The 23,821-nt window shown below is 60.3% G+C and carries 20 protein-coding genes; 16 read left to right on the top strand and 4 right to left on the bottom strand.

The features are described 5' to 3' along the window. Nucleotides 1–74: 74 nt before the first annotated feature. Nucleotides 75–1,277 (bottom strand): multidrug effflux MFS transporter, encoded by a 1,203-nt coding sequence (locus tag ACR0K9_RS04020; RefSeq protein ID WP_480820966.1) that lies wholly within the window; start codon nucleotides 1,275–1,277, stop codon nucleotides 75–77. Nucleotides 1,278–1,386: 109 nt separating this feature from the next. Between ACR0K9_RS04020 and ACR0K9_RS04015 the strand changes: the two genes are divergently transcribed. The 7 genes from ACR0K9_RS04015 (at nucleotide 1,387) to ACR0K9_RS03985 (ending at nucleotide 8,319) form a co-directional block, all read left to right on the top strand. Beyond that, nucleotides 1,387–3,240 (top strand): ABC-F family ATP-binding cassette domain-containing protein, encoded by a 1,854-nt coding sequence (locus ACR0K9_RS04015; RefSeq protein WP_480820964.1) that lies wholly within the window; start codon nucleotides 1,387–1,389, stop codon nucleotides 3,238–3,240. After that, the gene (locus ACR0K9_RS04010) at nucleotides 3,237–3,857 is read left to right on the top strand and encodes a MarC family protein (RefSeq protein WP_480532807.1); all 621 of its coding nucleotides are present in this window, start codon (nucleotides 3,237–3,239) and stop codon (nucleotides 3,855–3,857) included. Before ACR0K9_RS04015 ends, ACR0K9_RS04010 begins: the two co-directional genes overlap by 4 nt. 42 nt (nucleotides 3,858–3,899) lie before the next feature. After that, complete coding sequence (locus ACR0K9_RS04005; RefSeq protein ID WP_480820962.1) at nucleotides 3,900–4,481, top strand: retropepsin-like aspartic protease family protein; 582 nt, start codon at nucleotides 3,900–3,902, stop codon at nucleotides 4,479–4,481. Nucleotides 4,482–4,529: 48 nt separating this feature from the next. Further along, nucleotides 4,530–5,150 carry an ImuA family protein gene (locus tag ACR0K9_RS04000; RefSeq protein WP_480820960.1) on the top strand — a complete coding sequence of 207 codons (621 nt, stop codon included), beginning with the start codon at nucleotides 4,530–4,532 and terminating at the stop codon, nucleotides 5,148–5,150. A gap of 62 nt (nucleotides 5,151–5,212) precedes the next feature. Next, on the top strand, nucleotides 5,213–6,427 hold the full coding sequence (locus tag ACR0K9_RS03995; RefSeq protein ID WP_480820958.1) for an MFS transporter: 1,215 nt from the start codon (nucleotides 5,213–5,215) through the stop codon (nucleotides 6,425–6,427). Then, nucleotides 6,424–7,020: a YceI family protein gene (locus ACR0K9_RS03990; RefSeq protein ID WP_480820956.1), complete on the top strand. Its 597-nt coding sequence runs from the start codon at nucleotides 6,424–6,426 to the stop codon at nucleotides 7,018–7,020. Before ACR0K9_RS03995 ends, ACR0K9_RS03990 begins: the two co-directional genes overlap by 4 nt. Nucleotides 7,021–7,098: 78 nt before the next feature. After that, nucleotides 7,099–8,319: an MFS transporter gene (locus ACR0K9_RS03985; protein ID WP_480820954.1), complete on the top strand. Its 1,221-nt coding sequence runs from the start codon at nucleotides 7,099–7,101 to the stop codon at nucleotides 8,317–8,319. A 30-nt stretch (nucleotides 8,320–8,349) separates the two neighbouring features. Here the strand turns inward: ACR0K9_RS03985 and ACR0K9_RS03980 are convergent, their stop codons facing one another. Both ACR0K9_RS03980 and ACR0K9_RS03975 read right to left on the bottom strand, forming a co-directional pair. Further along, a complete protein-coding gene (locus ACR0K9_RS03980; protein WP_480820952.1) occupies nucleotides 8,350–10,023 on the bottom strand; it encodes a flotillin family protein in 1,674 nt (557 codons plus the stop codon). Nucleotides 10,024–10,058: 35 nt separating this feature from the next. Further along, a complete protein-coding gene (locus ACR0K9_RS03975) occupies nucleotides 10,059–10,775 on the bottom strand; it encodes an OB-fold-containig protein (RefSeq protein ID WP_480820950.1) in 717 nt (238 codons plus the stop codon). 256 nt (nucleotides 10,776–11,031) lie between these two features. Here ACR0K9_RS03975 and metG point away from each other — a divergent pair, with 256 nt between their 5' ends. From metG to ACR0K9_RS03960, 3 genes are all read left to right on the top strand, one after another. Beyond that, the gene (gene metG / locus ACR0K9_RS03970; protein WP_480820948.1) at nucleotides 11,032–12,750 is read left to right on the top strand and encodes a methionine--tRNA ligase; all 1,719 of its coding nucleotides are present in this window, start codon (nucleotides 11,032–11,034) and stop codon (nucleotides 12,748–12,750) included. 237 nt (nucleotides 12,751–12,987) lie between these two features. Next, on the top strand, nucleotides 12,988–14,154 hold the full coding sequence (locus ACR0K9_RS03965; RefSeq protein ID WP_480820946.1) for an efflux RND transporter periplasmic adaptor subunit: 1,167 nt from the start codon (nucleotides 12,988–12,990) through the stop codon (nucleotides 14,152–14,154). Nucleotides 14,155–14,157: 3 nt separating this feature from the next. Beyond that, nucleotides 14,158–17,295 (top strand): efflux RND transporter permease subunit, encoded by a 3,138-nt coding sequence (locus ACR0K9_RS03960; RefSeq protein WP_480820944.1) that lies wholly within the window; start codon nucleotides 14,158–14,160, stop codon nucleotides 17,293–17,295. Between the two features lie 49 nt (nucleotides 17,296–17,344). Here the strand turns inward: ACR0K9_RS03960 and glpD are convergent, their stop codons facing one another. After that, nucleotides 17,345–18,913 (bottom strand): glycerol-3-phosphate dehydrogenase, encoded by a 1,569-nt coding sequence (gene glpD / locus ACR0K9_RS03955; protein WP_480820942.1) that lies wholly within the window; start codon nucleotides 18,911–18,913, stop codon nucleotides 17,345–17,347. Between the two features lie 181 nt (nucleotides 18,914–19,094). Between glpD and ACR0K9_RS03950 the strand changes: the two genes are divergently transcribed. From ACR0K9_RS03950 to ACR0K9_RS03925, 6 genes are all read left to right on the top strand, one after another. Beyond that, nucleotides 19,095–19,856 carry a DeoR/GlpR family DNA-binding transcription regulator gene (locus tag ACR0K9_RS03950; protein ID WP_480820940.1) on the top strand — a complete coding sequence of 254 codons (762 nt, stop codon included), beginning with the start codon at nucleotides 19,095–19,097 and terminating at the stop codon, nucleotides 19,854–19,856. A 98-nt stretch (nucleotides 19,857–19,954) separates the two neighbouring features. Then, nucleotides 19,955–20,110 (top strand): DUF5993 family protein, encoded by a 156-nt coding sequence (locus ACR0K9_RS03945; RefSeq protein WP_480532833.1) that lies wholly within the window; start codon nucleotides 19,955–19,957, stop codon nucleotides 20,108–20,110. A gap of 9 nt (nucleotides 20,111–20,119) precedes the next feature. After that, nucleotides 20,120–20,692, top strand: coding sequence for a disulfide bond formation protein B (locus tag ACR0K9_RS03940; RefSeq protein ID WP_480820938.1), 573 nt, complete (start codon nucleotides 20,120–20,122; stop codon nucleotides 20,690–20,692). Nucleotides 20,693–20,726: 34 nt separating this feature from the next. Beyond that, nucleotides 20,727–21,089, top strand: coding sequence for a DUF3302 domain-containing protein (locus ACR0K9_RS03935; protein ID WP_480532837.1), 363 nt, complete (start codon nucleotides 20,727–20,729; stop codon nucleotides 21,087–21,089). Nucleotides 21,090–21,110: 21 nt separating this feature from the next. Continuing rightward, on the top strand, nucleotides 21,111–22,256 hold the full coding sequence (locus tag ACR0K9_RS03930; protein ID WP_480820936.1) for an HlyD family secretion protein: 1,146 nt from the start codon (nucleotides 21,111–21,113) through the stop codon (nucleotides 22,254–22,256). An 11-nt stretch (nucleotides 22,257–22,267) separates the two neighbouring features. Further along, the gene (locus ACR0K9_RS03925; RefSeq protein ID WP_480820934.1) at nucleotides 22,268–23,818 is read left to right on the top strand and encodes an efflux transporter outer membrane subunit; all 1,551 of its coding nucleotides are present in this window, start codon (nucleotides 22,268–22,270) and stop codon (nucleotides 23,816–23,818) included. Nucleotides 23,819–23,821 lie beyond the last annotated feature (3 nt).

Genomic DNA, 23,821 nt, shown 5'->3' with positions numbered 1-23,821 from the left:
ATCCATCGCGCGCCGCCTAACATGGTATTTGCCGCATGAAAAGTGGAATGATGGCCCGCCCGGCGCTTTGGTGATCAGATTGCGTCCGGCAGTGGCTCCAGACGATCCACGCGACGGACATAAAGCACCGCGAGAAGGCCGATGAAGCTGCTGCCGCACATCATGCTCAGCACCAGATAAGGCCCGTTTTCAGGGCTGACCAAGGCGCCCGTCATCGAGGTCAGGATGGCACCAAGCGCCACGACCATTGCTCCCGACAGCCCCGCCGCGCTGCCCGCCAGCTTGGGGCGAACGGACATGACACCGGCGGACGCATTGGCGTTGGTCAAACCGTTGCCGAACCCCACGCAGATGGCCGAGCCGAAAAATACCCAGACCGAGCCCAGGCCCGCCGAGAACAGAAGCAACCCACAAAACGGCCCGGTCGACGCCACGATCCGCCCGATCAGGATCATCGTGGTCAGACGGGTGCGTGCCGCGATCCGTCCGGTGACGAAGTTACCGACCATAAAGCCGCCGGTGATAATGCCGATGCCGAGGCCCAGCATTGCTGGGCTCAGATCGAACCATGCAGCAGCGACCAAGGGTGCGCCGGTGATGAAGCTGTAGAACCCTCCAATCGAAAAGGCCGCGCATAGGGCATAGCCCCAGAAGCGTCGTGCCCGGAACAGGTGAGGATACTCGCGCATCTGGGCCGAGAAGGTCGAGGCGCGGTTGATATTCGTCTCGCCCATGTCGAACCACAGCAGGGTCAGCAGCCCTGCCCCCAGCAGCGAGTACAGAACGAACCCCGCACGCCAGCCAAAGAGCATGTCCAATGTACCGCCCAACATCGGCCCCAGCATCGGCGCCAGTGCCATGGCCATCGCGATGTAACCCAGCTTGCTGGCGGCTTCATTTGGCGAGTACCGGTCCCGGATTGAGGCGCTGGACAAAACTGACCCTGCCACCACTGCCGCCTGCAACAAGCGAAAGCCCAGGAACAGCCAGATCGACTCGGCCAAAGCACAGCCGATCGAAGCGAAGACAAAGATCGTCAAACAGATCAGCAGGACCGGCCTGCGCCCGAACCGGTCCGACAGCGGCCCCATGATCAGTTGCAGCACCGCTGAAACCGCCAGATACCCCGCGACCGAAATGTTCACGAGGCCGTAATCCACCGCGAAATCCTCGCTCATATGCGCCAGCGACGGCAGGAACATGTTCAGCGACAGCACCGACAGCGCCGTGGCAAAGATCAGCGTGATCAAACGAGGGGGCGTCCGGGCCGCGCGCATGTCGAAAACCGTTTCAGAAAAGCAAACGAGACAGCGCTAGCACATTGCCCGCGCGTTGAACATGCCAAGCCGCTGGCGGCGGCATTCCGGCTCTGCTAAGAGCGGCCTCATGCTACGGATTGAAGACATCACCTATGCCGTTGAAGGCCGCCCTCTGTTCGACGGGGCCAGTGCCACCATTCCTGATGGGCACAAGGTTGGCCTTGTGGGGCGCAATGGGACCGGCAAGACCACCTTGTTCCGCCTGATCCGGGGCGAGTTGTCGCTGGAATCCGGTAATATAGCGGTCCCCAAAAGGGCGCGGATTGGAGGGGTGGCGCAAGAGGTGCCCTCGTCCGAAGTTTCGCTGATCAACACCGTACTGGCGGCCGATACCGAGCGCAGCGCGCTAATGGCCGAGGCCGACAGCGCCACCGACCCCGCCCGCATTGCCGAGATCCAGACCCGGCTGGCCGATATCGACGCCTGGTCGGCCGAGGCGCGCGCGGCCTCGATCCTGAAAGGTCTGGGGTTTGACGACGAGGACCAGTTGAAGCCCTGTTCCGATTTCTCGGGCGGTTGGCGGATGCGCGTCGCTCTGGCGGCGGTGCTGTTTTCACAACCTGATTTGCTGTTGCTGGACGAACCGACCAACTATCTGGACCTCGAAGGTGCGCTGTGGCTGGAAAGCTATCTGGCGAAATATCCGCATACGGTGATCATCATCAGCCACGACCGTGGCCTGCTGAATCGCGCAGTGGGCTCGATCCTGCATCTGGAAGACCGCAAGCTCACCTATTACGCCGTTCCATACGATAAGTTTGCCGAACGCCGCGCGGAACGACTGGCACAGGCGGAATCGGAAAACGCCAAGGCCAAGGCGCGTATCGCGCATTTACAGAGCTTCGTGGATCGCTTCCGCTACAAAGCGTCAAAGGCCGTGCAGGCCCAGTCGCGCCTGAAGATGATCGAACGCATCCAACTGGTTTCGACCCCACAAGAGGCGGCGCTGCGCGCGTTTTCCTTCCCCGAACCCGAGGAACTGTCGCCGCCGATCATCCAGATCGAAGGCGGCATCACCGGCTATGGCGAGACCGAAGTGCTGCGCCGCCTGAACCTGCGCATCGATCAGGACGACCGGATCGCGCTGCTGGGCAAGAACGGTCAGGGTAAATCCACCTTGTCGAAACTGCTGTCCGACCGCCTGCCCCTGATGGCAGGCAAGATAAGCCGCAGCAACAAGCTGCGCATCGGCTATTTCGCGCAGCATCAGGTGGATGAATTGCATGTGGACGAAACGCCGCTGGACCACCTGCGCCGCCTGCGTCCGGATGAAGCGCCGGGCAAGTGGCGCTCGCGTCTGGCCGGGTTCGGGCTGAACGCGGATCAGGCGGAAACGCTGGTCGGACGTTTGTCCGGAGGGCAGAAAGCCCGCCTGTCGCTGTTGATCGCCACCATCGACGCGCCGCATATGCTGATCCTCGACGAACCCACCAACCACCTGGATATCGAAAGCCGTGAGGCGCTGGTCGAGGCGCTGACCGCCTATTCCGGCGCGGTGGTTCTGGTCAGCCACGACATGCACCTGCTGTCTCTGGTGGCGGATCGGCTTTGGCTGGTCTCGGACGGCACGGTGAAACCGTTCGACGGCGACCTTGAAGCCTACCGCTCCCTGCTGCTGGCCCGCGACAAGCCGGCAAAGGAAAAGCCCGTCACGGCAAAGCCCAAGCGCCCCTCGCGCGATACCATGCTGGCCCTGCGCGCCGATCTGCGCAAATGCGAGGACCGGATCGAGAAGCTGACGGATATGCACGAGAAACTCTCGGCCAAGCTGTCCGATCCGGCGTTGTACGAGGATGACAAGATCAACGATCTGGAAACCTGGAACCGTAAATTCGCCGAGGTGAGCGAAGCGATGCAAAAGGCCGAGGCGCTGTGGATCGCCGCTGTTGAACGGTTGGAAAACGCCGAGAACGCCGCATGATCGACCTGGCTTTCTTCATCACCGCATTTACGACGATGTTCGTTGTGATCGACCCGTTCGGCACAACGCCAATTTTCGTCGCCCTGACGCAGGACATGGACGCGGCAACCCGCCGCAAAACCGCAATCCGAAGCTGCCTGACCGCCGTATTCATCCTGATCGCCTTTGCCGCCTTCGGTGAAGCGGTTCTGGGTTTTGTCGGAATTTCGATGGAGGCTTTCAAAGTCGCCGGGGGCGCGCTGCTGTTCCTGACCGCGCTGGACATGCTGTTCGACCGCCGCACCAAACGCCGCGAGGACCGGGCCGAGGAAGAAGAACATCCCGACCCTTCTGTCTTCCCACTGGCCATTCCACTGATTGCAGGGCCCGGATCGATTGCAACCATCATCCTGCTGGCGGGCCAGAACCCGGGTATTCAGGGCATTGCTGCCGCCTGTGCCGTCATGCTGGCGGTCATGGTCGTGGTGTTCTCGTTCTTTCTGGCCGGGGGACTAATCGCTCGCATTCTGGGCAAAACCGGGCTGAACGTGCTGACCCGCCTTTTGGGCATGTTGCTGGCGGCGCTGTCGGTGCAGTTCATTCTGGATGGGTTGAAGGCCTTTGGCTTCGCCGCCTGAACCCCCATATATGTAGTCGAGCAATGATTTTCGGGTGACGGAATGGATGGAGAGAATATCGGGCGCTTGACTTATCTGGTGCTGCTGGCGGCGGCGCTGTTGATGTGGTTCATCACCCAGAACCGCCAATCGCTGGGCAAGACAATGCAACAGGCTGCAGCCTGGGTATTCATCTTTATCGGTGTCATCGCTGTGATCGGACTTTGGGGCGATATCCGCTCGACCGTTGGCCCCTCGCCTCAGCTGACGGTGACCGATCAGCGGATCGAGGTGCCTCGATCTTATGACGGTCATTATTACCTGCCGGTGCTGGTGAACGGCAAAGCGGTGACCTTTCTGGTCGATACCGGCGCCAGCGACATCGTCCTGAGCGACAAGGACGCCGAGCGTGCCGGGATCGATACCACGCAGCTGACCTATCTGGGCCGCGCTGCGACCGCGAATGGCGTGGTGCGCACGGCTCCGGTGCGGTTGGACAGTCTTGCGCTGGGGCCGATCACCGACCGCAATGTGCCTGCCTCGATCACCGAGGGTGAGCTGGATCAATCCCTGCTGGGGATGGAGTATCTGCATCGTTTCTCGAACATCCAGTTTGCCGATGGGCGTCTGATTCTGTCACGCTGACGGCATTCCTCGATTGAGAACAAAATAAGAACACGCTAACCTGACAGCATGTCCACCCAACTTCTTGGCCGCAAACCCGCACGCACCCCGCCCGGGATAGCCCTGCACCCACAGATCAGCTTGCAACTGGCCCGCGTGCACGAGGCTTGCGGCCCCGCACGGCGCAGCTTTGCCCTGTGGCTGGCCGGGCAAACTCAGGGGTCGGTGCTGTGGATTTGCCCTGAATGGGAGGTCGGGCAGTTGCATCCCGAAGGTATGCTGCCCTTCGCCGATCCCTCACGCTTTTTACTGGTCCGCCCGTCGAAGGCCGAAGACCTGCTTTGGTGTATGGAGGAAGCGCTGCGCAGCGGTGCAGCCCCGCTGGTCATTGGCGACCTTCCCGGCCCGCCGGGGCTGACCCCGGTCCGGCGCCTGCATCTGGCTGCTGAACAAGGGGGCGCATCAGGGCAAGCCCCGCTGGGGCTGCTGCTGACCCCCGATGACGGAGGCGCGCAAGGGATCGAAACGCGCTGGCATCTGGCCCCAACCTATTGCGACGCGGGCCAAGGCTGGACCCTGACCCGCCGCCGCGCCCGCTCGCAACCGCCTGCCAGTTGGATCGTGACGCGGACTTCAGATCAAACCAGACTGCATCTGCAACGGGTCGAGGTCAGCGATACGTCCGAGTGACGGCGGGCCAGTCACGCAACTTGTGACTGGTCAAAACCGCAGTCGCGCCCTAGCGTTCCGGGATGACCCACGCGATCCACGATAGCCGCTATTCCTGGCTGCGCCTGCTGATCACCCTGGCCATTGCCACGGTGGTCAATGTCGGCATGTGGGCCGTGATCGTGGTGATGCCCGCGATTGAGGCACAGTTCGGTGCCGGGCGGGCCGAGGCGTCGATGCCTTATGTGCTGTCGATGATCGGCTTTGCGCTGGGTAACATGTGGCTGGGGCAATTGGTGGACCGGCTGGGTGTGACCAAAGCGCTGATCGGCGCAGCTGCCCTCAGCGCCACCAGCTATCTGCTGGCTACGCTGGCCCCGAACATGGTGCTTCTCTCGCTGGCACATCTTCTGCTTGGGTTGGGCACATCGGTCGGGTTCGGGCCGCTGATTGCCGACATCTCGCACTGGTTCATGCGACGGCGCGGGATCGCGGTGGCGCTGGTCGCCAGTGGCAACTATCTGTCCGGGGCGATCTGGCCTACGCTGCTGTCGGGCATTCTGGCGCGCGAGGGCTGGCAGCAGGTCTACCTGACTTTGGCGCTGATCACTCTGGTCGTTGTAATTCCATTGTCCCTGCTGTTGCGCCGTACGGTTCCGACCGAGGCGCACAGCACCGCCGCGGCCGCCGCGCAGATCAGATCGCAGAGCGTGGGCCTGTCGCCGCGCGCACTGCAATACATCCTCGGGCTTGCCGGAATTGGTTGCTGCGTGGCGATGTCGATGCCGCAAGTCCATATTGTGTCTTATTGCGTGGGGCTGGGATATGGCCCAGCCGTCGGGGCCGAGATGCTGTCGCTTATGCTGCTGGGCGGCGTGGTCAGCCGCGTGATCTCGGGTCTGGTGGCTGACAAATTGGGCGGTTTGACCACCCTGCTGATCGGCTCGGTCCTGCAATGTATCGCGCTGTTTCTGTTCCTGCCATATGACGGGATGGTCTCGCTTTATGTCGTCAGCATGCTGTTCGGTCTGGCACAGGGCGGCATCGTGCCCAGCTATGCCCTTGTGGTGCGCGAATATATGCCCCCGCAAGAGGCGGGCGCGCGGGTGGGTTTCGTCATGATGATGACCATCATGGGCATGGCGCTGGGTGGTTGGATGTCCGGCTGGATTTACGACGTAACCGGAAATTATCAATTGGCCTTTATCAACGGCATCCTGTGGAACGGCCTGAATATCGCCATCCTGCTGACGCTGTTGAAACGGTCGCGCCCCCGAGGACAAGAGGTCATGGCATGACAAATCTGACCCGACGCACGTTGATCGCGGGCCTGGCCGCCCTGCCCCTTGCAGGAGTCGCGCAAACGGCTCTGATTCCTTATGTTCTGGCTCCCAGAGGCACTTCGGTTGGGTTCACCTTCGATCTTTCGGGCGTGGCACAATCGGGAACGATGCCGATCCGGTTAGCCGATATACTGATCGACACCAAACGCCTGCAGAACAGCCGGGTCGATGTAGTGCTGGACGTGGCCGATGCGCGCACAAAGCTGCCCTTTGCCCGCGGTCCGATGCTGGGCCAAAGCGTGCTGGACGCCAAAAGCCATCCGACAATCCGCTTCACCTCAACCAAAATACAACTCGGCCCCACCGGCCGCATATCCGGGGGCGCAATGGTCACCGGAGATCTGACGGTGCGCGGCGTAACGCGGCCCGTGACCCTGATGGCCAGCCTCTATCGGAAACCGGGAAGCGCCATCGACGATCTGGATGTCTTGTCGATACGGCTGGTCGGCGCGCTGAACCGGCATGAGTTCGGTGCCTCGGGCTATCCTGATCTGGTGCAGGACACCGTCGGGCTGAACATCCATGCCGAGATCCTGCGCGAAAGCTGACTCAGAAAGACAAAAACGACTTGCGAAGGTCGAATAGTCGCGCGAAAAACTCGCTCATGACGTCAGGTTAAAGCCACCATGCGCACAATCATTTCCTTCGCCGCCCTGTTTCTTTCAGTCATTCTGCTGCAGCTTTCCACCGGCGGCGTCGGTCCACTGGACGCGATTTCTGGTCTGACACTGAACTTCTCGACGGAACAGATCGGTCTTTTGGGATCGGCGCATTTCCTTGGCTTCTTCATCGGATGCTGGTGGGCCCCGCGCCTGATGGGCAGCGTCGGCCATTCCCGCGCCTTTGCCGTCTGTACCGCGTTGGGGGCGATGGGGTTGCTGGGGCATACATTGACGGAAGATCCACGCATCTGGGCCGTCCTGCGGATCGCCTCGGGCACCTGCGTCGCCGGATGCTATACGGTGATCGAGGCCTGGCTGAACGCCAAGGTGACAAACGAAACACGCGGTCGCGCTATGGGCACCTACCGGATTGCCGATATGGGAGCGTCGCTCTGCGCGCAGCTGATCATCGCGGTTCTGCCTCCGGCCTCTTATGTATCTTACAATCTGCTGGCCATCATGTGCTGCGCCTCGATATTGCCACTGGCCCTGACACGCGCCAGCCAACCCGAGACACCGGATGCACCGCGCCTGCGTCCAAAACTGGCATGGCGCAGTTCGCCCCTGGCCGTCGCGGGCGTGATTGTCGCGGCGCTGAGTTCGGCCTCGTTCCGAATGGTGGGTCCGGTTTACGGGCAAGAGGTCGGGCTGGGCGTGGATCAGATCGCGTTCTTCCTGGCCTCGTTCGTTCTGGGTGGCGCAATGGCGCAGTATCCGATGGGATGGCTTGCGGATAAATACGACAGGCGCTGGGTGCTGATCTGGCTGTCTGCAGTGGCTGTTCTGAGCTGCGGTATCACCATGATGGCCAGCGGCACCGGCACGCTTGGGGTCATGCTGGCAGCCTGGTTCTTCGGCTTTACCACATTCCCGATTTTTTCGGTATCCTCGGCCCACGCCAACGATTTTGCCACAGCAGAACAGCGGGTCGAGCTGTCGGCAGCTCTGATGTTCTGGTATGCGCTGGGCGCGATTGCCTCGCCCTATATCTCTTCAACACTGATCCAACAGTTTGGCCCCGGCGCGTTGTTTGCCTTTGTCGCCTTGGGGCATGTATTTCTGATTGTGTTCGGCCTGGCACGGATGCGGTCGCGCCCGACGCCGGACGAGCGGACCAACTACGTCTACGCACCTCGTACCTCGTTCACCATCGGGCGGCTGCTGAAACGTTCACGGGAAGAATAAGAAAGGGCCGGGAAATCCCGGCCCTTTGACTTATTGCTGGGTCGGTGGCGTGTCTTCCGCCACCCCTTCGACGACCTCTGTCGGCTCAGGTGAGGCGTCTAGCGCGCCGTTCACCACCCCGGCCACGCCGTTTTCCATCGACAGGCCCAGCTCATCACCCAGCTTTTTCAGCGCCGGCATCTGCACCGCCATGCCCATGATCGAATCCAGCGCCTGATTGACCACCGGTTTGTCACCGTTGGCAGCCCCGCCACCAGTCGCCCCACCGATGCCACCAACCTGATGGATCTTGATCGAGTCGATCTTTTCAGCCGGTTTGACCATTTCCGAAATGATTGATGGCATGGTCTCGATCCGCGCCAGGTCCACCTTCATGCGGATCTGTGCCGACGACAGAGCATTGTCGGCCTCGACAATCGCGCGCTTGCCTTCCGCTTCGGCCAGCATGTCGTTCTTCTTGGCCTCGGCGCGGATGTTCAGCGCATCCGCTTCGGCCTGCGCTTCCTCGCGGCGCGCTTCGGCGCGGTCGGCGGCGGCCTCTTTCTCGGCCTGAGCGGCCAGACGGATGGCGGTCGCCTGACGTTCTGCCTCGCGCGTCGCTTCGATCAATGCGATCTGTTTCTGACGCTCGGCTTCGGCTACTTCGCGGGCGGTTGCCACCGCTTCGGTCGCCTTGGTCGCTTCGGCCCGGGCCAGATCAGCCGACGCCCGCGCGCGGCTTTCTTCCTCGGATTTCTGCGCGATGATGATCTGGCGTTCCTGTTCGGCCACTTCGATCTCACGCTCTTTGGCGATTTCGGCATCGCGAATCTTGCGCTCGCGCTCGATCTCGGCTGCGCGGATGGCCTCCTCACGGGCAATGCGGGCGCGCTCGGTTTCGCGTACCGAGTCCTCGGTCCGTGCAGCAATTTCGGCCTCCTGCGCCACGCGCAGGGTTTCGACCTTCTGGGTCTGCTCAATGCGCGCTTGCGCCTCATCCTGCTCGATCAGCAGCTTCTGACGCTGGGCTTCCATCGCAGCACGACGGACTTCGACCTCGGCATCCGCATCGATTTGCGCGCGCTCTTTCTTCGAGGCGGCAATAACCTCGGCCAGCTTGCGCATACCGACAGCGTTAAAGGCGTTGTTCTCGTCCAGAGCCTCGAACGGTGTCTGGTCCAGCGCGGTCAGCGAGACCGATTCCAGCGACAGACCATTCTTCAGCAGATCCTCGGAGACCGCATTCTGCACCTCCTGAACAAAGTCAGCGCGGTTTTCATGCAGACCGTCCATGGTCATCTGGGCCGCCACGGCACGCAGACCGTCGATCAGCTTGCCTTCGATCATCTCGCGCAGTTGCTCAACGTCAAAGGTACGGTCGCCCAGCGTTTGTGCGGCGCGTGCAATGCCCTCTTCGGTGGCCATGACCGAGACGTAGAACTCGACGCCCACATCGACGCGCATCCGGTCCTTGGTGATCAGCGCGGCCTCGCCGCTACGCTGCACCTCAAGGCGCAGGGTCTTCATGTTGACGGGGCTGACCTCGTGCAGCAGCGGCACGATGATGACGCCGCCATCCATGATGACTTTCTTGCCGCCCGCCCCGGTTTTTACCAGGCTGATCTCGCGTGTCGCGCGTTTATAGAGACGGCCTAGCACCAGGCCGATGAATAAGACGACTGCTAAAATGGTCACAACTGTGATGGCCAGGAATTCAAGTTCCATGCAAAATCCTCCGATTTTTGGGGTTTAGAATTTGGTTAGTCTGACAGGCCGACCAGAACGAACCGGTCCTGCCGTCGGTCGCGCAGGACAAGCACTTCGGTGCCCTGCTCAAGCGTATCTTTATCTTGCAGCGGCTCTGCCCGCAGGTAGTGCGCATTGCCAAAGCGATCCATGACCCGCACCTCGGCTGGACGACCGCGGGACGCGGTTCCTTGCGATATGAAACCCCGGCGGCGCGACAGCATTCTCTCGGACATCGCCTCGGTCTCGGTCTTGGGCAGCAGCCGGGCGAATACACCGCCAAAGCCACGCGCAAACCACATGCCGAAGGCTCCGGCGGGGATCGCGGCCATCCATGCGGGCAGGTCAAAGCCCAACAGATCGCGCAGGGCCAGTTGCAGGCCCATACCGGACAGCCCAAAGCCTGCCAGCAGAACCACAAGCCAGATCAGGAATGGCATCCTGCCGATGCCCAGCCAGCCAAGCGGACCTGCAGAGGCATTGGTGGTAACCTCGGCTTCGACCTCGGCAAGCTCAAAATCGCCCAGATCGACATCTGCGTCGAGATCCAGATCAAAATCCGCAACCTCAAGATCGGGGGCATCTGCCATATCCAGATCGGCTTCGCCATCGCCTGCCAACAGGCTGCCACCCAACATCAGCGCGATCAGTTCCAGCCCCAGCAGACCAAACAGCAGCGCAAGTGAAATGGTAAAGGGCGCAAACGCACCATCAAGCAGAAAGCTGAACATCAGCGATATGTCCCCGCTTTTGTATACTTTGGTATGCAATATAAATGGGTAGTCATAACGAAAATTCAAGAAGTTGTGATTCCACAGCTCAACCCAAGGTTATTTTGACCCGTCCCGCAATCACAATCCCGGTCACCGGGAATGTCCGATTACATGACCAGCAAGTGGCTAAAATGACATGCAGGCGAAACCCGGCCTTTTGCTGCGCGGTCACATCATGTAGACGAGCGCGCAGACAGTTACGCGGAAACGGAATATGGCTCGGATTCTTATCACCTCGGCGATCCCCTACATCAACGGGATCAAACACCTCGGCAATCTGATCGGCTCGCAATTGCCTGCTGATCTTTATGCGCGCTATCAGCGTGGCCGGGGGAACGAGGTGATGTTCCTGTGCGCCACGGACGAACACGGCACCCCGGCAGAACTGGCCGCTGCCAAAGCGGGCAAGCCCGTCGCGGAATACTGCGCGGATATGTATGCCGTTCAGGCCGAGATTGCGCAGCGCTTCGGGCTCAGCTTCGATCACTTTGGCCGCTCGTCCAGCGAGCAGAACAAGGTGCTGACACAGCATTTCGCGGGTAAACTGGACGAGGCCGGGCTGATCCGTGAGGTCAGCGAAAAGCAGGTCTATTCCAATGCCGATAAACGGTTCCTGCCCGACCGATATATCGAAGGCACCTGCCCCAATTGCGGCTATGACCGCGCACGTGGCGACCAGTGCGAAAACTGCACCAAGCAGTTGGACCCGACTGACCTGATCGAGCCGCGCAGCGCGATCAGTGGCTCAACCGATCTGGAGGTGCGCGAGACCAAGCACCTGTATCTGCGCCAATCTGCGATGAAAGATCAACTGGATGCCTGGATCGACAGCAAGGCAGACTGGCCGATCCTGACCACCTCGATTGCCAAGAAATGGCTGCATGACGGCGATGGCCTGCAGGACCGTGGCATCACCCGCGATCTGGACTGGGGTGTGCCGGTCAAGAAAGGCGACCAGGACTGGCCGGGGATGGAGGGCAAGGTCTTCTATGTCTGGTTTGACGCGCCCATCGAGTATATCGCCTGCGCCAAAGAATGGGCTGATGCCAATGGCAAGTCTGACGCCGACTGGGAACGCTGGTGGCGTACCGACAAAGGTGCGGATGACGTGCGTTATGTCCAGTTCATGGGCAAGGACAACGTGCCCTTCCATACCCTGTCGTTCCCGGCCACCATTCTGGGCTCGGGCGAGCCGTGGAAGATGGTCGACCACCTGAAATCCTTCAACTACCTCAACTATGACGGCGGCCAGTTTTCGACCTCGCAGGGTCGTGGCGTGTTCATGGATCAGGCGCTGGACATCCTGCCCGCCGATTACTGGCGCTGGTGGCTGCTGAGCCATGCGCCCGAAAGCAGCGACAGTGAGTTCACATGGGAAAACTTCCAGCAATCGGTGAACAAGGATCTGGCGGATGTGCTGGGCAATTTCGTCAGCCGGATCACCAAGTTCTGCCGTTCGAAATTCGCCGAGGCCGTGCCCGAAGGCGGCACGTTCGGTGACCGCGAGCAGGCGCTGATCGAAGAACTGACCAAACGCGTCCGTGCCTATGAAGCGCATATGGAAGCGATGGATGTCCGCAAATCCGCGCAGGAATTGCGCGCGATCTGGGTGGCGGGCAACGAATACCTGCAGGCCGCAGCGCCCTGGTCGACCTTCAAGGAAGATTCTGAACAGGCTGCCGCGCAGGTACGTTTGGGCCTGAACCTGATCCGCCTGTATGCCGTGCTCAGCGCGCCGTTTATCCCGGACACATCGGCCCGGATGCTGAGCGCGATGAACACGCTGGACACCAGCTGGCCGGATGACGTGGCCGCTGCATTGGCCGCCCTGCCCGCGGGCCACGAATTTACCGTGCCTGACGTGCTGTTCGCCAAGATCACCGACGAAAAGCGCGAGGACTGGCAAAGCCGTTTTGCCGGAACCCGCGACTGACGGTCGACATCTCGGAACACTAGCAAACGGGGGCCGTTTTGGCCCCCGTTTTCTTTGGCACGCACCCCTAAGTCTGCCGAGTTGCGGGAAAAACCTCGCCCGGGTTGCGACAGGCTTCGCATTCAAGAAGCTTGAGATATTGTCGCAAACCAGCCATCCTGCGTGGGAAGTCAATCGACTCGTCCCGGCATCGCACATGTCCGGATGGGCAATCCTTAGTTCGAACGAGGCGCCGCCATGTCCCTTGCATTTCCTACGTCCATCCATCGCCACAGCGGATCATTCAGGGCCCTGGCCCTTCTGACCAGCCTCGGGCTGGCCTCAGCCGCGTGGGCGCAGGACCAAGGCGATGCGCCACCACCGAAGGTTTCGATCGCTGCCGCCTATACCGAGGAGATCACGGAAGAGGCGACCTTTATCGGACGCGCCGAAGCGATCAACAAAGTCGATATCATCGCGCGCGTCAGTGGCTTTCTCGAAAGTCAGGATGTCGAAGACGGCGCGCTGGTGAATGAGGGCGACCTTCTGTTCAAGATCGAACCGGACCTGTATGAGGCGACCCTGCAGTCGCGTAAGGCCGATCTGGACCGGGCAGAGGCCAATCTTGAACTGGCCAAGGTCGATCTGGCCCGAAAGGAAGAACTGTACAAACGCGACGCGACGCCAGAATCCGAACGCGACATCGCCCGTGCCAACGAACTGGTAGCCGAAGCCGAGGTCAAGGCCGCGAACGCCGCTATTCAACAGGCCCAACTGGATCTGAGCTACACCGAAATCCATGCGCCGTTCACCGGACGACTGGGCCGCGTTGCGACAAGCGTCGGGGACGTGGTCGGCCCGAACAATCCGCCGCTGGTCAATCTGGTGAGCGAAGCGCCGATCTACGTGAACTTCTCACTCAATGAGAAGCAGTTTACCACGGTTCTTCAACATGTTGGCGAAAGCGCAGCCTCTCTGGCCGAAAGCGATCAAAGCCCGAATGTCCACGTGACGCTGCCCAATGGCACCGAGTTGGATGAAACCGGCAAGATCATCTTTGTCGACAACCGTATCGACCCTTTGACCGGGGCCATCACCTTGCGCGCCCAGTTTGACAACACGGACCGGCTGATCATCGATGGGGCTTTTTTGAACGTCCAGATCGAAGCCCTGGAGCCCACGCTGCAGGTGCTGATACCGCAAGCGGCTCTGCAGCGCGATCAGCGCGGCGAATTCGTTCTGGTGGTTAATGACAAACAAATGGTCGAACAACGCTATATCACCACCGGCGACACGGTCGACTCGGCCATCATCGTCGCGGATGGTCTGCGCGAAGGCGAAAGCGTGATTGTCGAGGGCCTGCAGCGCGTGCGCCCGGGCGTGGCGGTCGACGCGGTTGTCGCTGCCGAACAGCCGGGGGAATAACCGATGTTCTCAGCCCTGTTCATCAGCCGGCCCAAGCTGGCGCTTGTTATTTCGCTGGTGCTGACCATTCTAGGCGGCATCGGCTATCTGGTTCTGCCGGTTGCGCAGTTCCCCGATATCACGCCCCCGGTCGTCAGCGTCACCGCCACATATACTGGCGCGAATGCCGAGACCGTCGAGAACACCGTCGCCGCCCCCATCGAGGCGCAGGTCAACGGTGTGGACGACATGATCTACATGACGTCGACCTCATCGGATAACGGTTCGTATTCTCTGAACGTTACGTTCGAAGTCGGTACAGACCCCGATATTGCATCCGTGAACGTGCAAAACCGCGTGGCACAGGCGATGGCGTCGCTGCCATCCGAGGTCACCTCGTCGGGTGTTGTGACGCAGAAGGCGTCGACAAACATGCTGTTGCTGGTCACGCTGACCTCGCCCAATGGCACCTATGACAGCGTGTTTCTGTCCAACTATGCCTCGATCAATCTGAAAGACGCGCTGGCGCGGGTTCAGGGCGTCGGTAAGGCGGATGTTCTGACCAATCTGGAATACGCCATGCGGATCTGGATGGACCCGGATAAGATGGCGGCGCTTTCGATCTCTCCGGGTGATGTGATCAACGCGATCCGCGAGCAGAATATCGAGGTCTCGGCCGGTTCGATCGGCTCGCCCCCCGTGCCCGAGGGACAGACCTTTCAGTACACGATCAAAACCAAAGGCCGCCTGACCTCGGCTGAAGAGTTTTCGAACATCGTAATCCGCACCGGCGACGCGGGCGCCATTGTGCGCGTTAAAGACATCGCACGCACCGAACTCGGCGCGCAGTTCTATTCGGCCTCTGGCTATTTCCAAAGCGTCCCCGCCACCGTCATCGGCATCTATCAGGCCCCCGGGGCCAACGCCCTGGCCGTGTCCGAGCGTGTCGAGGCCGAGCTTGAGCGTCTGTCACGCTCGTTCCCGACGGATGTGGAATATGCTGTTCCGTTCAACACGACGGACTTTGTTGAACAATCACTGAATGACGTGGTTTCGACGCTTATCCTGACTTTCATTCTGGTGATCACCGTCGTGTTCATCTTCCTTGGCAGTTGGCGCGCGACCATCATTCCGGCGGTGGCGATCCCGGTGTCATTGATCGGGACATTCGCCTTCCTTCTGGCCTTTGGCATGTCTCTGAATACGATCTCTCTGTTCGCGCTGGTGCTGGCCATCGGGATCGTGGTGGATGACGCTATCGTTGTCGTCGAAAATGTCGAGCGCATCATCGCGGATGAGGGCCTGCCCCCCGCCGAAGCCACGCGTAAGGCGATGGGCCAGATCACCGGCCCGGTGATTGCGACAACGCTGGTTCTGCTGGCCGTCTTCGTGCCGGTGACCTTCATGCCCGGTATTTCGGGGCGGCTCTATTCGCAGTTCGCGGTCACGATCTCAACCGCTGTTGTGATCTCTTCGATAAACGCTCTGACATTGTCCCCGGCCTTATGTGGGCTTGTGCTTCAGGCGCGCTCGGGCCCGCCCAAGGGTTTGCTGGCGGTCTTCGAAAAGTTCATTGGTTCGGTACGCAGCGGGTATGTTGCAATCGTGCGCAAACTGCTGATCCTGCCTGTCATTTCGCTGGGCATCATTGCGGCTTTCGGCATGGGCACCGGGACCATCATGGGCAACACCTCGCAAGGGTTCATTCCGCTTGAGGATAACGGCTATCTCTTCGTCGATATCCAATTGCCCGACGCGGCAACGCTTGAGCGGACCGAAACCGTCTCGGCCCGCCTCGATGCCCAAATTCAGGAGATACCGGGCGTTGCCAGCACCGTTCTGGTGAACGGCTTCTCTCTGCTGAATGGCACAACAACCAATGGCGCGGCGATCTTCGTCAACCTTACAAACTGGGGGGAACGGCAGGAACCCGACCTCAGCGCCAATGCCATTCTGGGCAAGGTGCTGGCCATCGCCAACCAGGAATCCGCAGCCTCGATCGTGGCCTTCAACCCGCCGCCGATCCAAGGCTTGGGTATGTCTGCGGGCGTTGAAATGGAGGTTCAGCAAACCGGTGGCGGATCGCCGCAGGATCTGGCCTCGGCGGTTGGTTCATATGTCTACGCCGCCAACCAACGGCCCGAGATTGCGCAGGCTTACACCACCTTCCGCGCAAATGTGCCGCAGTTGTTCGTCGATCTGGACCGGGAAAAGGCCAAGACCCTGCAGGTCTCGGTCGCTGAGGTGTTCCAGACCATGCAGGCGCAGCTCGGCTCGTACTACGTGAACGACTTCAACCTGTTTGGGCGGGTCTATCGGGTGATGATCCAGGCCGAGGGGTCCTATCGGAACAAAGTCGATGACATCTCGAACCTTTATGTGCGTTCAACCAAAGGCGAAATGGTGCCGCTGGGCACTTTGATCGATATCGAGAACGTGTTGGGGCCGGTGCTTCTGAAACGGCACAACCTGTTCCGTTCCGCCACGGTGACCGCTGTTCCGGCTCCGGGGCTTTCGACCGGGGATGCCATCACCACCATGACCGAGGAATCGGCAACCGCCCTGCCCCCCGGCTATGCCTTCGAATGGACGGGAACGGCACAACAGCAATTGGCTTCGGGCAATTTGGTGGTCGTGATCCTAGGGTTGGCGATCCTGTTCGGATATCTGTTCCTTGTCGGCCAATACGAAAGCTGGACCATGCCTGTATCGATCCTGATGTCGGTGACGGTGGCCTTGTTCGGAGCAGTCGCGGCGGTTGCGATCGTGGGCAGTGACATCAACCTTTACACGCAGATCGGGATGATCATGCTGGTCGGGCTTGCCTCAAAGAACGGAATTCTGATCGTTGAATTCGCGATGGAGCAGCGGGCCAAAGGCCTGTCGATCAAAGACGCAGCGGCTGAGGCGGCGTATCAGCGTTTCCGCGCCGTGATGATGACCGCCCTGTCCTTCCTGCTGGGCGTCGTGCCGCTGCTAGCCGCGAACGGTGCCGGTGCGGCCAGCCAGAAGGCCATCGGGGTTGCCGTCTTTGGTGGGATGCTCGCAGCGACGCTGTTCGGGGTGATCCTTGTTCCGGTTCTCTATGCCGTGATGCAGGGGATGCGAGAGTGGATCAAAGGCAGTAAGAATGATCCCGGCCCTTCGGAAGAGGCCGCATGATCGGATAATCAGAAACGCCCCGCAAAATTGCGGGGCGTTCTCTTCGATCTTAGCGATTGGCTATCCAGCTATCGATCCGGGTGATCTGTTCCGGTGTCAATCGCAGCCCGAGCTTGTTGCGTCGCCAGATCACATCTTCCGCGGTGCGGGCATATTCCTTTTCAATCAGCCAGTTCAGCTCTGCCGCCGTCAGGGTGGCCCCGAAATCCTCACCCAGATCGGATTGTTCCTGCGCTGAACCCAACACAGCGCGCGCCTCAGTGCCGTAAGCGCGCACTAAACGATGTGCCCAGCGTTCCGTCAGGAAGGGATAATCGGCCCTCAGGCTTTGCACCAAAGCATCGACCCCATCGACAGGAAAATCCCCTCCCGGCAATGGCACGCCAGCCGTCCAGGGACCAGACACGCCCGGGATATGCTCGCCTACTTTCTCAAGCGCGCTTTCTGCGAGGCGGCGGTAGGTCGTGATCTTACCACCAAAGACATTCAGCACTGGCGCGCCGCCCTCGGCATCCACTTTCAAGGTGTAATCCCGTGTTGCCGCCGTCGCGCTGCTGGCCCCGTCATCGTACAAGGGCCGGACGCCGGAATAGGTCCAAGTGACATCCGCGCGCGTCACTGGCGTCTTGAAATACTTCGAGGCAAAAGCGCAAAGATACTCCTGCTCTGCCTCGGTACAGACCGGAGGCTCGGACGGGTCCGAATGATCCTGATCCGTGGTTCCGATCAGAGTGTAATCCTGCTCGTACGGGATGGCGAAAATGATCCTCCCGTCTTCACCCTGAAAGAAATAGCATTTGTCGTGATCATAAAGCTTCGGCGTCACGATATGACTGCCGCGCACCAGCCGGACCCCTTCGCGCGAGTTCATGCGAATCTTGGTCTGGATGATTTCACCCACCCACGGCCCGCCCGCATTGATGAGCATTTTTGCATGAACTGTTCTGGTCTCATCCCGGTCGCGGTCGCGCAGGGTCACCTTCCACAGATCATCGACCCGCTCGGCCGAGACAACCTCGGTGCGCACCATGATCTGCGCGCCGCGCGCCTCGGCATCGCGGGCGTTCAGGACGACCAGCCGGGAATCCTCGACCCAGCAATCGGAATATTCATAGGCGGTTTCGAACTTGTCCTGCAGCGGGGCACCTTCAGGTCCGTTTCGCAGGTTCAGCGACCGTGTTCCGGGCAGAATTTTTCGCCCGCCGAGATTGTCATACAAAAACAAGCCCAACCGGATCAGCCAGGCCGGACGCCGCCCGCGCATCCAGGGCATGACCGTGCTCAGCAGTCTGGAGGTTGGCGTCTCGGAATCGAACCGCATGTCGGCGTGATACGGCAGCACAAAGCGCATCGGCCACGAGATATGTGGCATGGCGCGCAGCAATGTTTCGCGTTCAATCAGCGCCTCGCGAACCAGACGAAACTCGAAGAACTCCAGATACCGCAGCCCGCCATGGAACAGTTTGGTCGATGCAGAGGACGTGGCCGAGGCCAGATCATTCATCTCGGCCAGCGCCACGGACAATCCCCGCCCCGCCGCATCGCGCGCGATACCGCAGCCGTTGATGCCACCACCGATGATGAACAGGTCGGTTACCTGAGTGCTGTCCGATGACATTGTTATGCGATTCCCAATTTCTGCAGCTTTGCGCGCATTAACCTGATTTATGTTCGTTTGGTCAATAATTGCTTTCGTTATTTATCGCTTTCGAATGGTATAAGCTATTATATCAGTCATAACTTGCCACTTTGAATAAAAAGAGCAAAAACGAAAACACCCACGCAGACGGAGATCACCCATGTCCTTGTCCTTCCGCCAATCGGACATTCTTGAAATCGCCAAGGAAGACGGCCGCGTCACGGTCGAAGGGTTGGCAGACCGTTTTCAGGTCACCGTCCAGACCATCCGCCGCGATTTGTCCGACCTGTCCGAGGCCGGAATGCTCGACCGGGTACACGGCGGGGCCGTGTTGCGCTCGGGCGTTTCGAATATCGGCTACGAGGACCGCCGCGCCCTGAATCACGAGGTCAAAACCCGTATTGCCGAACGTTGCGCGGCTGACATCCCGGATGGCAGTTCGCTTTTCCTGAACATCGGCACCTCGACCGAGGCGGTCGCCCGGCAATTGTTGCACCACAAGAATCTGATGGTGGTGACCAACAACATGAACGTGGCCTCGATACTGGCCGAAAACCCGGACTGCGAGATCGTCGTTACTGGCGGCGTGCTGCGCCGGTCGGACAGCGGGTTGGTCGGGAATCTGGCCGTTTCAACCATTCGCCAGTTCAAGTTTGACCACGCGGTCATCGGCTGCTCGGCGCTGGATGTTGATGGCGACCTGATGGATTTCGATCTGCAGGAAGTTCTGGTCAGCCAAACCATCATCGCGCAGGCGCGGCACACCAGTCTTGTGGCGGATCATTCCAAGTTCGCGCGAACAGCCCCGGCGCGCATCGCCTCTCTGGCGGATGTCGACGTGATCTATTCGGACGCCCCTTTGCCCGACGAACTGTCTGCGAAATGTACCGACTGGCAAACGCGAATTGTCGAGTGTCCCTGAGGCCTATCACCTTCTGGTTGCTCCACCTTGTCAGATGCCCCTTGAGATGACAGTATCGTGATCATCAGCATCAGGCACTTTAGGGATGGTACCGGGCCATGATCGCGCTTTTATTTTCGCTACTTACAGTCACAATGGGGCTGAACTATTTCGGTCGCACGGGTATCGGAACGACCTTGTTCCTTATCACGCTGGCGTTGAGCGTTTACTGGCTAAAATTTCACGCCACCAGCGTTTTGACCATCCAACTGTAGCGGAGCGTGATGATGACACCAGACCTGTCCCGAAGCCTGAACGCCCTGGGCGCATTTGCTGTCAGCCTCATCCTCATCCTTGCGTATGCATATCAGTTCACGCTGGATGAACTGCCCTGCCCTCTCTGCCTGCTGCAACGGGTTGGATTCGTGGCCGTGGGCGTCGGGCTTGGCCTCAACCTGCTATACGGCGCGCGTCCGCGACACTACGCGCTGATGCTGTTGGCCGCGCTTTATGGTGGCAGCGTATCCGTGCGGCAAATCCTGCTGCATATTGTGCCGGGCACGGGCCATTATGGCTCACCCGTTCTGGGGCTGCACTATTATACCTGGGCCGCAATCGGGTTCTTTCTGATCCTGCTGGGCACTTCGGTCATGCTGATGTTTGACCGCCAATATGTCAGCGACGGCCAAAGAGGCCCACGTTTCGGCGGCAGTACATTGGCCAAGGCCGCGTTCTTCACCCTACTCGCTCTGGCGGTGCTGAATGCCGTGTCGACCCTGATCGAATGCGGGCCGACCATTTGCGCCGACCCGCCCACCAGCTACAAACTGATTGACGAATTGGGCAACAACAACTGAGGATAGGACAACCTTCCCGACGAGAGGCGCGAGCATGGGACTTCTGGGACAGCCGCTTGGCTATTACGACTATCTGACATTCGTGGCGCTCATCCTGCTATTGGCGGCAGTCATGGCGCTGTTCCTGTTCATCATGGGCTTGCCGGGCCGCATTGCGATCAAGCGCAACCACCCCCACGCTGAGGCGGTCAAGATCATGGGATGGATGGGGTTTCTGGCCATCGTGCCCTGGGTGCACGCCTTCATCTGGGCCTTCCATGACGGCGTCACCGTAGACATGCGCCGCGGACCCGAGGACGAGCGCAAGGCTATTCGTGATGAGATCAGGCGGCTGGGTGGAACTGTGAAACCGGAATATCAGGACCCGCTGGATACAGACGACACTCAGAAGAGCTAAGGTCAGAGGAAATCAACACATATGCTAGTCGCCCTTGGCATCACGCTGTTTTACATCATTTTCGTCTGGTTTGTGTTCTTCAAGGCGCAATGGCTGAAATTCAACATCATGTGGGGGATCGTCTCGTTCTGGGTCGGGGCGCATCTGTTGCTGATCTTCCTTGTCGCCTTGCGGTTCTTTCAGCCCTTTTCGGCCGACAGTCACGTGGTGCGCTCGACCATCCAGATCGTTCCCCGACTGACCCAGCCCACGGTTCTGACCGAGGTTCTGGTCGAGCCAAACACCTGGGTCACAAAGGGAGAGCCGCTTTACCGCTTTGACGACACGGTGTTTTCGCTGGCCGTCGAAAAGGCAAATGCACAATTGGTGGCGGCACAGCAAAATGCCCTGATCCTGGAACAGGATGTCATTGCCGCGACCGAAGCCGTCGAACGCGCCAACGCGCAACTGGCCTATGCCCAGACCGAACAGGCCCGGTACGAAAACCTCGTTCCTGCAGGTGGCGCGCGGCAGGACGAGTTGGACCGCTGGAATGAACAGGTGGCCGAGGATCAGGCCAAGGTCAAAGAGGCCGCAGCGAATCTGGAGAAGGCCAATCTTGCAGCGGCCTCGCAGGTCGACGGTGTGAATACAGGCATCATCGAGGCCCAGTCACAACTGGCCGAGGCCGAGTACTTTCTTGATAATACAACGATATACGCACCCGAAAACGGCATGATCGTCTCGCAGCAGGCGCGTCCGGGCATGGTGGTGGGTGAAATCCGTCTGGGCGCGATTGCAAGCTTCGTGACTGAAGACAGCCCCTATATCCTCGCCACCTTCCGGCAGCAGAATCTGAAATTCGTTGAGGTCGGCCAGCCGGTCGAGGTGGCGCTGGACCTCTATCCCGGCGAAATTCTGAGCGGCAAGGTCGAGGCGATCTGGTGGGCGACGCGTCAAGGTCAGTATCTGCCCTCGGGCCGCCTGCCCGGGTTTGAACTGCCGAAACTGCCCGGTCGCATCGCGGTACAAATCTCGGTCGATGTGCCTGAAAGTCATACCTTCCCCGCTGGCGGCCACGCGGCGGTGGCGATCTACACGGGCATGGGCAAGAGTTTCGAGTTCTTGAGGCGCATCAACATCCGCCTCTATTCCTTCGCCAACTTCATCCGACCGCTGGATATCTGAGGATGCGCGCCATGACACTCCGCCGACTGCTCGGCACCGCCCTCTGCGCCGCAAATCTTGCTGCCTGTACGCCGGTAGGGCCGGATTTCGTGCGCCCGAACTCTCCGGTCGTGAAACAATGGATCGAGGTCAACAGCCCCAGCGCGGGCCAAAGCGGCCTGACCTCACGCAGCGCGCCGGTGGTGCGATGGTGGGAGACGTTCAATGATCCTACATTGAACAAACTGATCGCCGAGGCCTATGCCCAGAACCTGACCTTGCAGGTTGCAGGGGCCCGCGTGCTGCAGGCCCGCGCACAGCTTGGTATCGCATTCGGAGAGCTTTATCCCCAGTCGCAAGCCATCGGCGGATCGCTGGAACGGCGACAGATCAGCGACAACCTTGGCCCGATTTCCGATATTCGGCGGATCATCCCGCTGGATACCGAGTTTTCAACCTCGCAGGTCGGGTTCGATGCGCAATGGGAACTGGACGTATGGGGCGCACAACGGCGTGGCGTACAGGCGGCGCGGTCGAACCTCGCCCTGCAGGTGGCCAATTATGACGATGCGCTTGTAACGCTCACCGGCGATGTGGCCGCCCTGTATATCAACGTCCGCTCCTTGCAGGAGGCCCTGGGCGTAGCGCGCGAGAATATCCAGATTCAGCAGGTATCGGCGGACCTGACCCAGTTGCGCTTCAACAACGGCGTAACCACCGAATTGGACGTGCAGGAATCCACGGCGCTGCTGAACAACACCAGGGCGCTGGTGCCCCAGTTGGAGAGCGATCTGCTGCAAGCCAAGAATGCGCTGGCGGTACTGCTGGGCAAAACCCCGGCGCAAATGGCGGGGATGCTGGGCGGGTCCGGTCGTATCCCATCAGCCCGCACAAACGTGGCCGTGGGTGTACCCGCAGAACTGCTGCGACGCCGCCCGGATGTGCGCGCGGCAGAGCTGGCCGCAGCAACGCAATCGGCTCAGGTCGGCATCGCGCTGGCCGATCTCTATCCGCAATTCATTCTGTCCGGGTCGATCGGCCTGCAGGCCTCGGGTGGGCGCGATCTGTTCAGCGGCAACAGCACCACGGGTCTGGCCAATGCGGGCGTTGTCTGGAACGTGCTGAACTATGGCCGCATCAAGAACAATGTCCGCGCGCAGGACGCCGCCTATCAGGCGTTGATAGCGAATTATCAGAACACTGTCTTGACCGCCTATTCCGAGGTTGAAAGCGCCATGGGCGCTTATGCACAGGCGCGCAAGCAGGTCACCTTCTATCAACGCAGCGTTGACGCATCGCGCCGTGCTGCCGAGATTGCCGTCGATCAGTATCGCGACGGCATTGCCAGTTACTCGCGCATCCTGAATACGCAGACCGCGCTTCTGCGGTCGCAGGCGAACCTGATCGAGGCGCGGCAAGAGGTTTCGTCAAATCTGGTCGCCATCTACAAAGGTCTGGGCGGAGGCTGGCAGATCCGACAAAATCAGGAATTCCTGCCCGAAACGGTGCTGGCCGAGATGGCCTATCGCACCGATTGGGGGGATCTGCTGCAGAAAACGCCCACCGGGGCCAGCCTGAACTGATCC

The organism is Ruegeria sp. L12 (assembly GCF_056531745.1).
This window is presented reverse-complemented; position numbering and strand designations above follow the sequence as displayed.

Coding starts and splice junctions, on each gene's coding strand:
- ACR0K9_RS03995 (WP_480820958.1), top strand. CDS start 5,213: ATGACCCACGCGATCCACGATAGCCGCTATTCCTGGCTGCGCCTGCTG.
- ACR0K9_RS03940 (WP_480820938.1), top strand. CDS start 20,120: ATGATGACACCAGACCTGTCCCGAAGCCTGAACGCCCTGGGCGCATTT.
- ACR0K9_RS03950 (WP_480820940.1), top strand. CDS start 19,095: ATGTCCTTGTCCTTCCGCCAATCGGACATTCTTGAAATCGCCAAGGAA.
- ACR0K9_RS04005 (WP_480820962.1), top strand. CDS start 3,900: ATGGATGGAGAGAATATCGGGCGCTTGACTTATCTGGTGCTGCTGGCG.
- ACR0K9_RS03980 (WP_480820952.1), bottom strand. CDS start 10,023: ATGGAACTTGAATTCCTGGCCATCACAGTTGTGACCATTTTAGCAGTC.
- ACR0K9_RS03945 (WP_480532833.1), top strand. CDS start 19,955: ATGATCGCGCTTTTATTTTCGCTACTTACAGTCACAATGGGGCTGAAC.
- ACR0K9_RS03985 (WP_480820954.1), top strand. CDS start 7,099: ATGCGCACAATCATTTCCTTCGCCGCCCTGTTTCTTTCAGTCATTCTG.
- ACR0K9_RS03930 (WP_480820936.1), top strand. CDS start 21,111: ATGCTAGTCGCCCTTGGCATCACGCTGTTTTACATCATTTTCGTCTGG.
- ACR0K9_RS03975 (WP_480820950.1), bottom strand. CDS start 10,775: ATGTTCAGCTTTCTGCTTGATGGTGCGTTTGCGCCCTTTACCATTTCA.
- ACR0K9_RS03925 (WP_480820934.1), top strand. CDS start 22,268: ATGACACTCCGCCGACTGCTCGGCACCGCCCTCTGCGCCGCAAATCTT.
- ACR0K9_RS03965 (WP_480820946.1), top strand. CDS start 12,988: ATGTCCCTTGCATTTCCTACGTCCATCCATCGCCACAGCGGATCATTC.
- ACR0K9_RS03960 (WP_480820944.1), top strand. CDS start 14,158: ATGTTCTCAGCCCTGTTCATCAGCCGGCCCAAGCTGGCGCTTGTTATT.
- ACR0K9_RS04000 (WP_480820960.1), top strand. CDS start 4,530: ATGTCCACCCAACTTCTTGGCCGCAAACCCGCACGCACCCCGCCCGGG.
- ACR0K9_RS04015 (WP_480820964.1), top strand. CDS start 1,387: ATGCTACGGATTGAAGACATCACCTATGCCGTTGAAGGCCGCCCTCTG.
- ACR0K9_RS04010 (WP_480532807.1), top strand. CDS start 3,237: ATGATCGACCTGGCTTTCTTCATCACCGCATTTACGACGATGTTCGTT.
- glpD (WP_480820942.1), bottom strand. CDS start 18,913: ATGTCATCGGACAGCACTCAGGTAACCGACCTGTTCATCATCGGTGGT.
- ACR0K9_RS04020 (WP_480820966.1), bottom strand. CDS start 1,277: ATGCGCGCGGCCCGGACGCCCCCTCGTTTGATCACGCTGATCTTTGCC.
- ACR0K9_RS03935 (WP_480532837.1), top strand. CDS start 20,727: ATGGGACTTCTGGGACAGCCGCTTGGCTATTACGACTATCTGACATTC.
- ACR0K9_RS03990 (WP_480820956.1), top strand. CDS start 6,424: ATGACAAATCTGACCCGACGCACGTTGATCGCGGGCCTGGCCGCCCTG.
- metG (WP_480820948.1), top strand. CDS start 11,032: ATGGCTCGGATTCTTATCACCTCGGCGATCCCCTACATCAACGGGATC.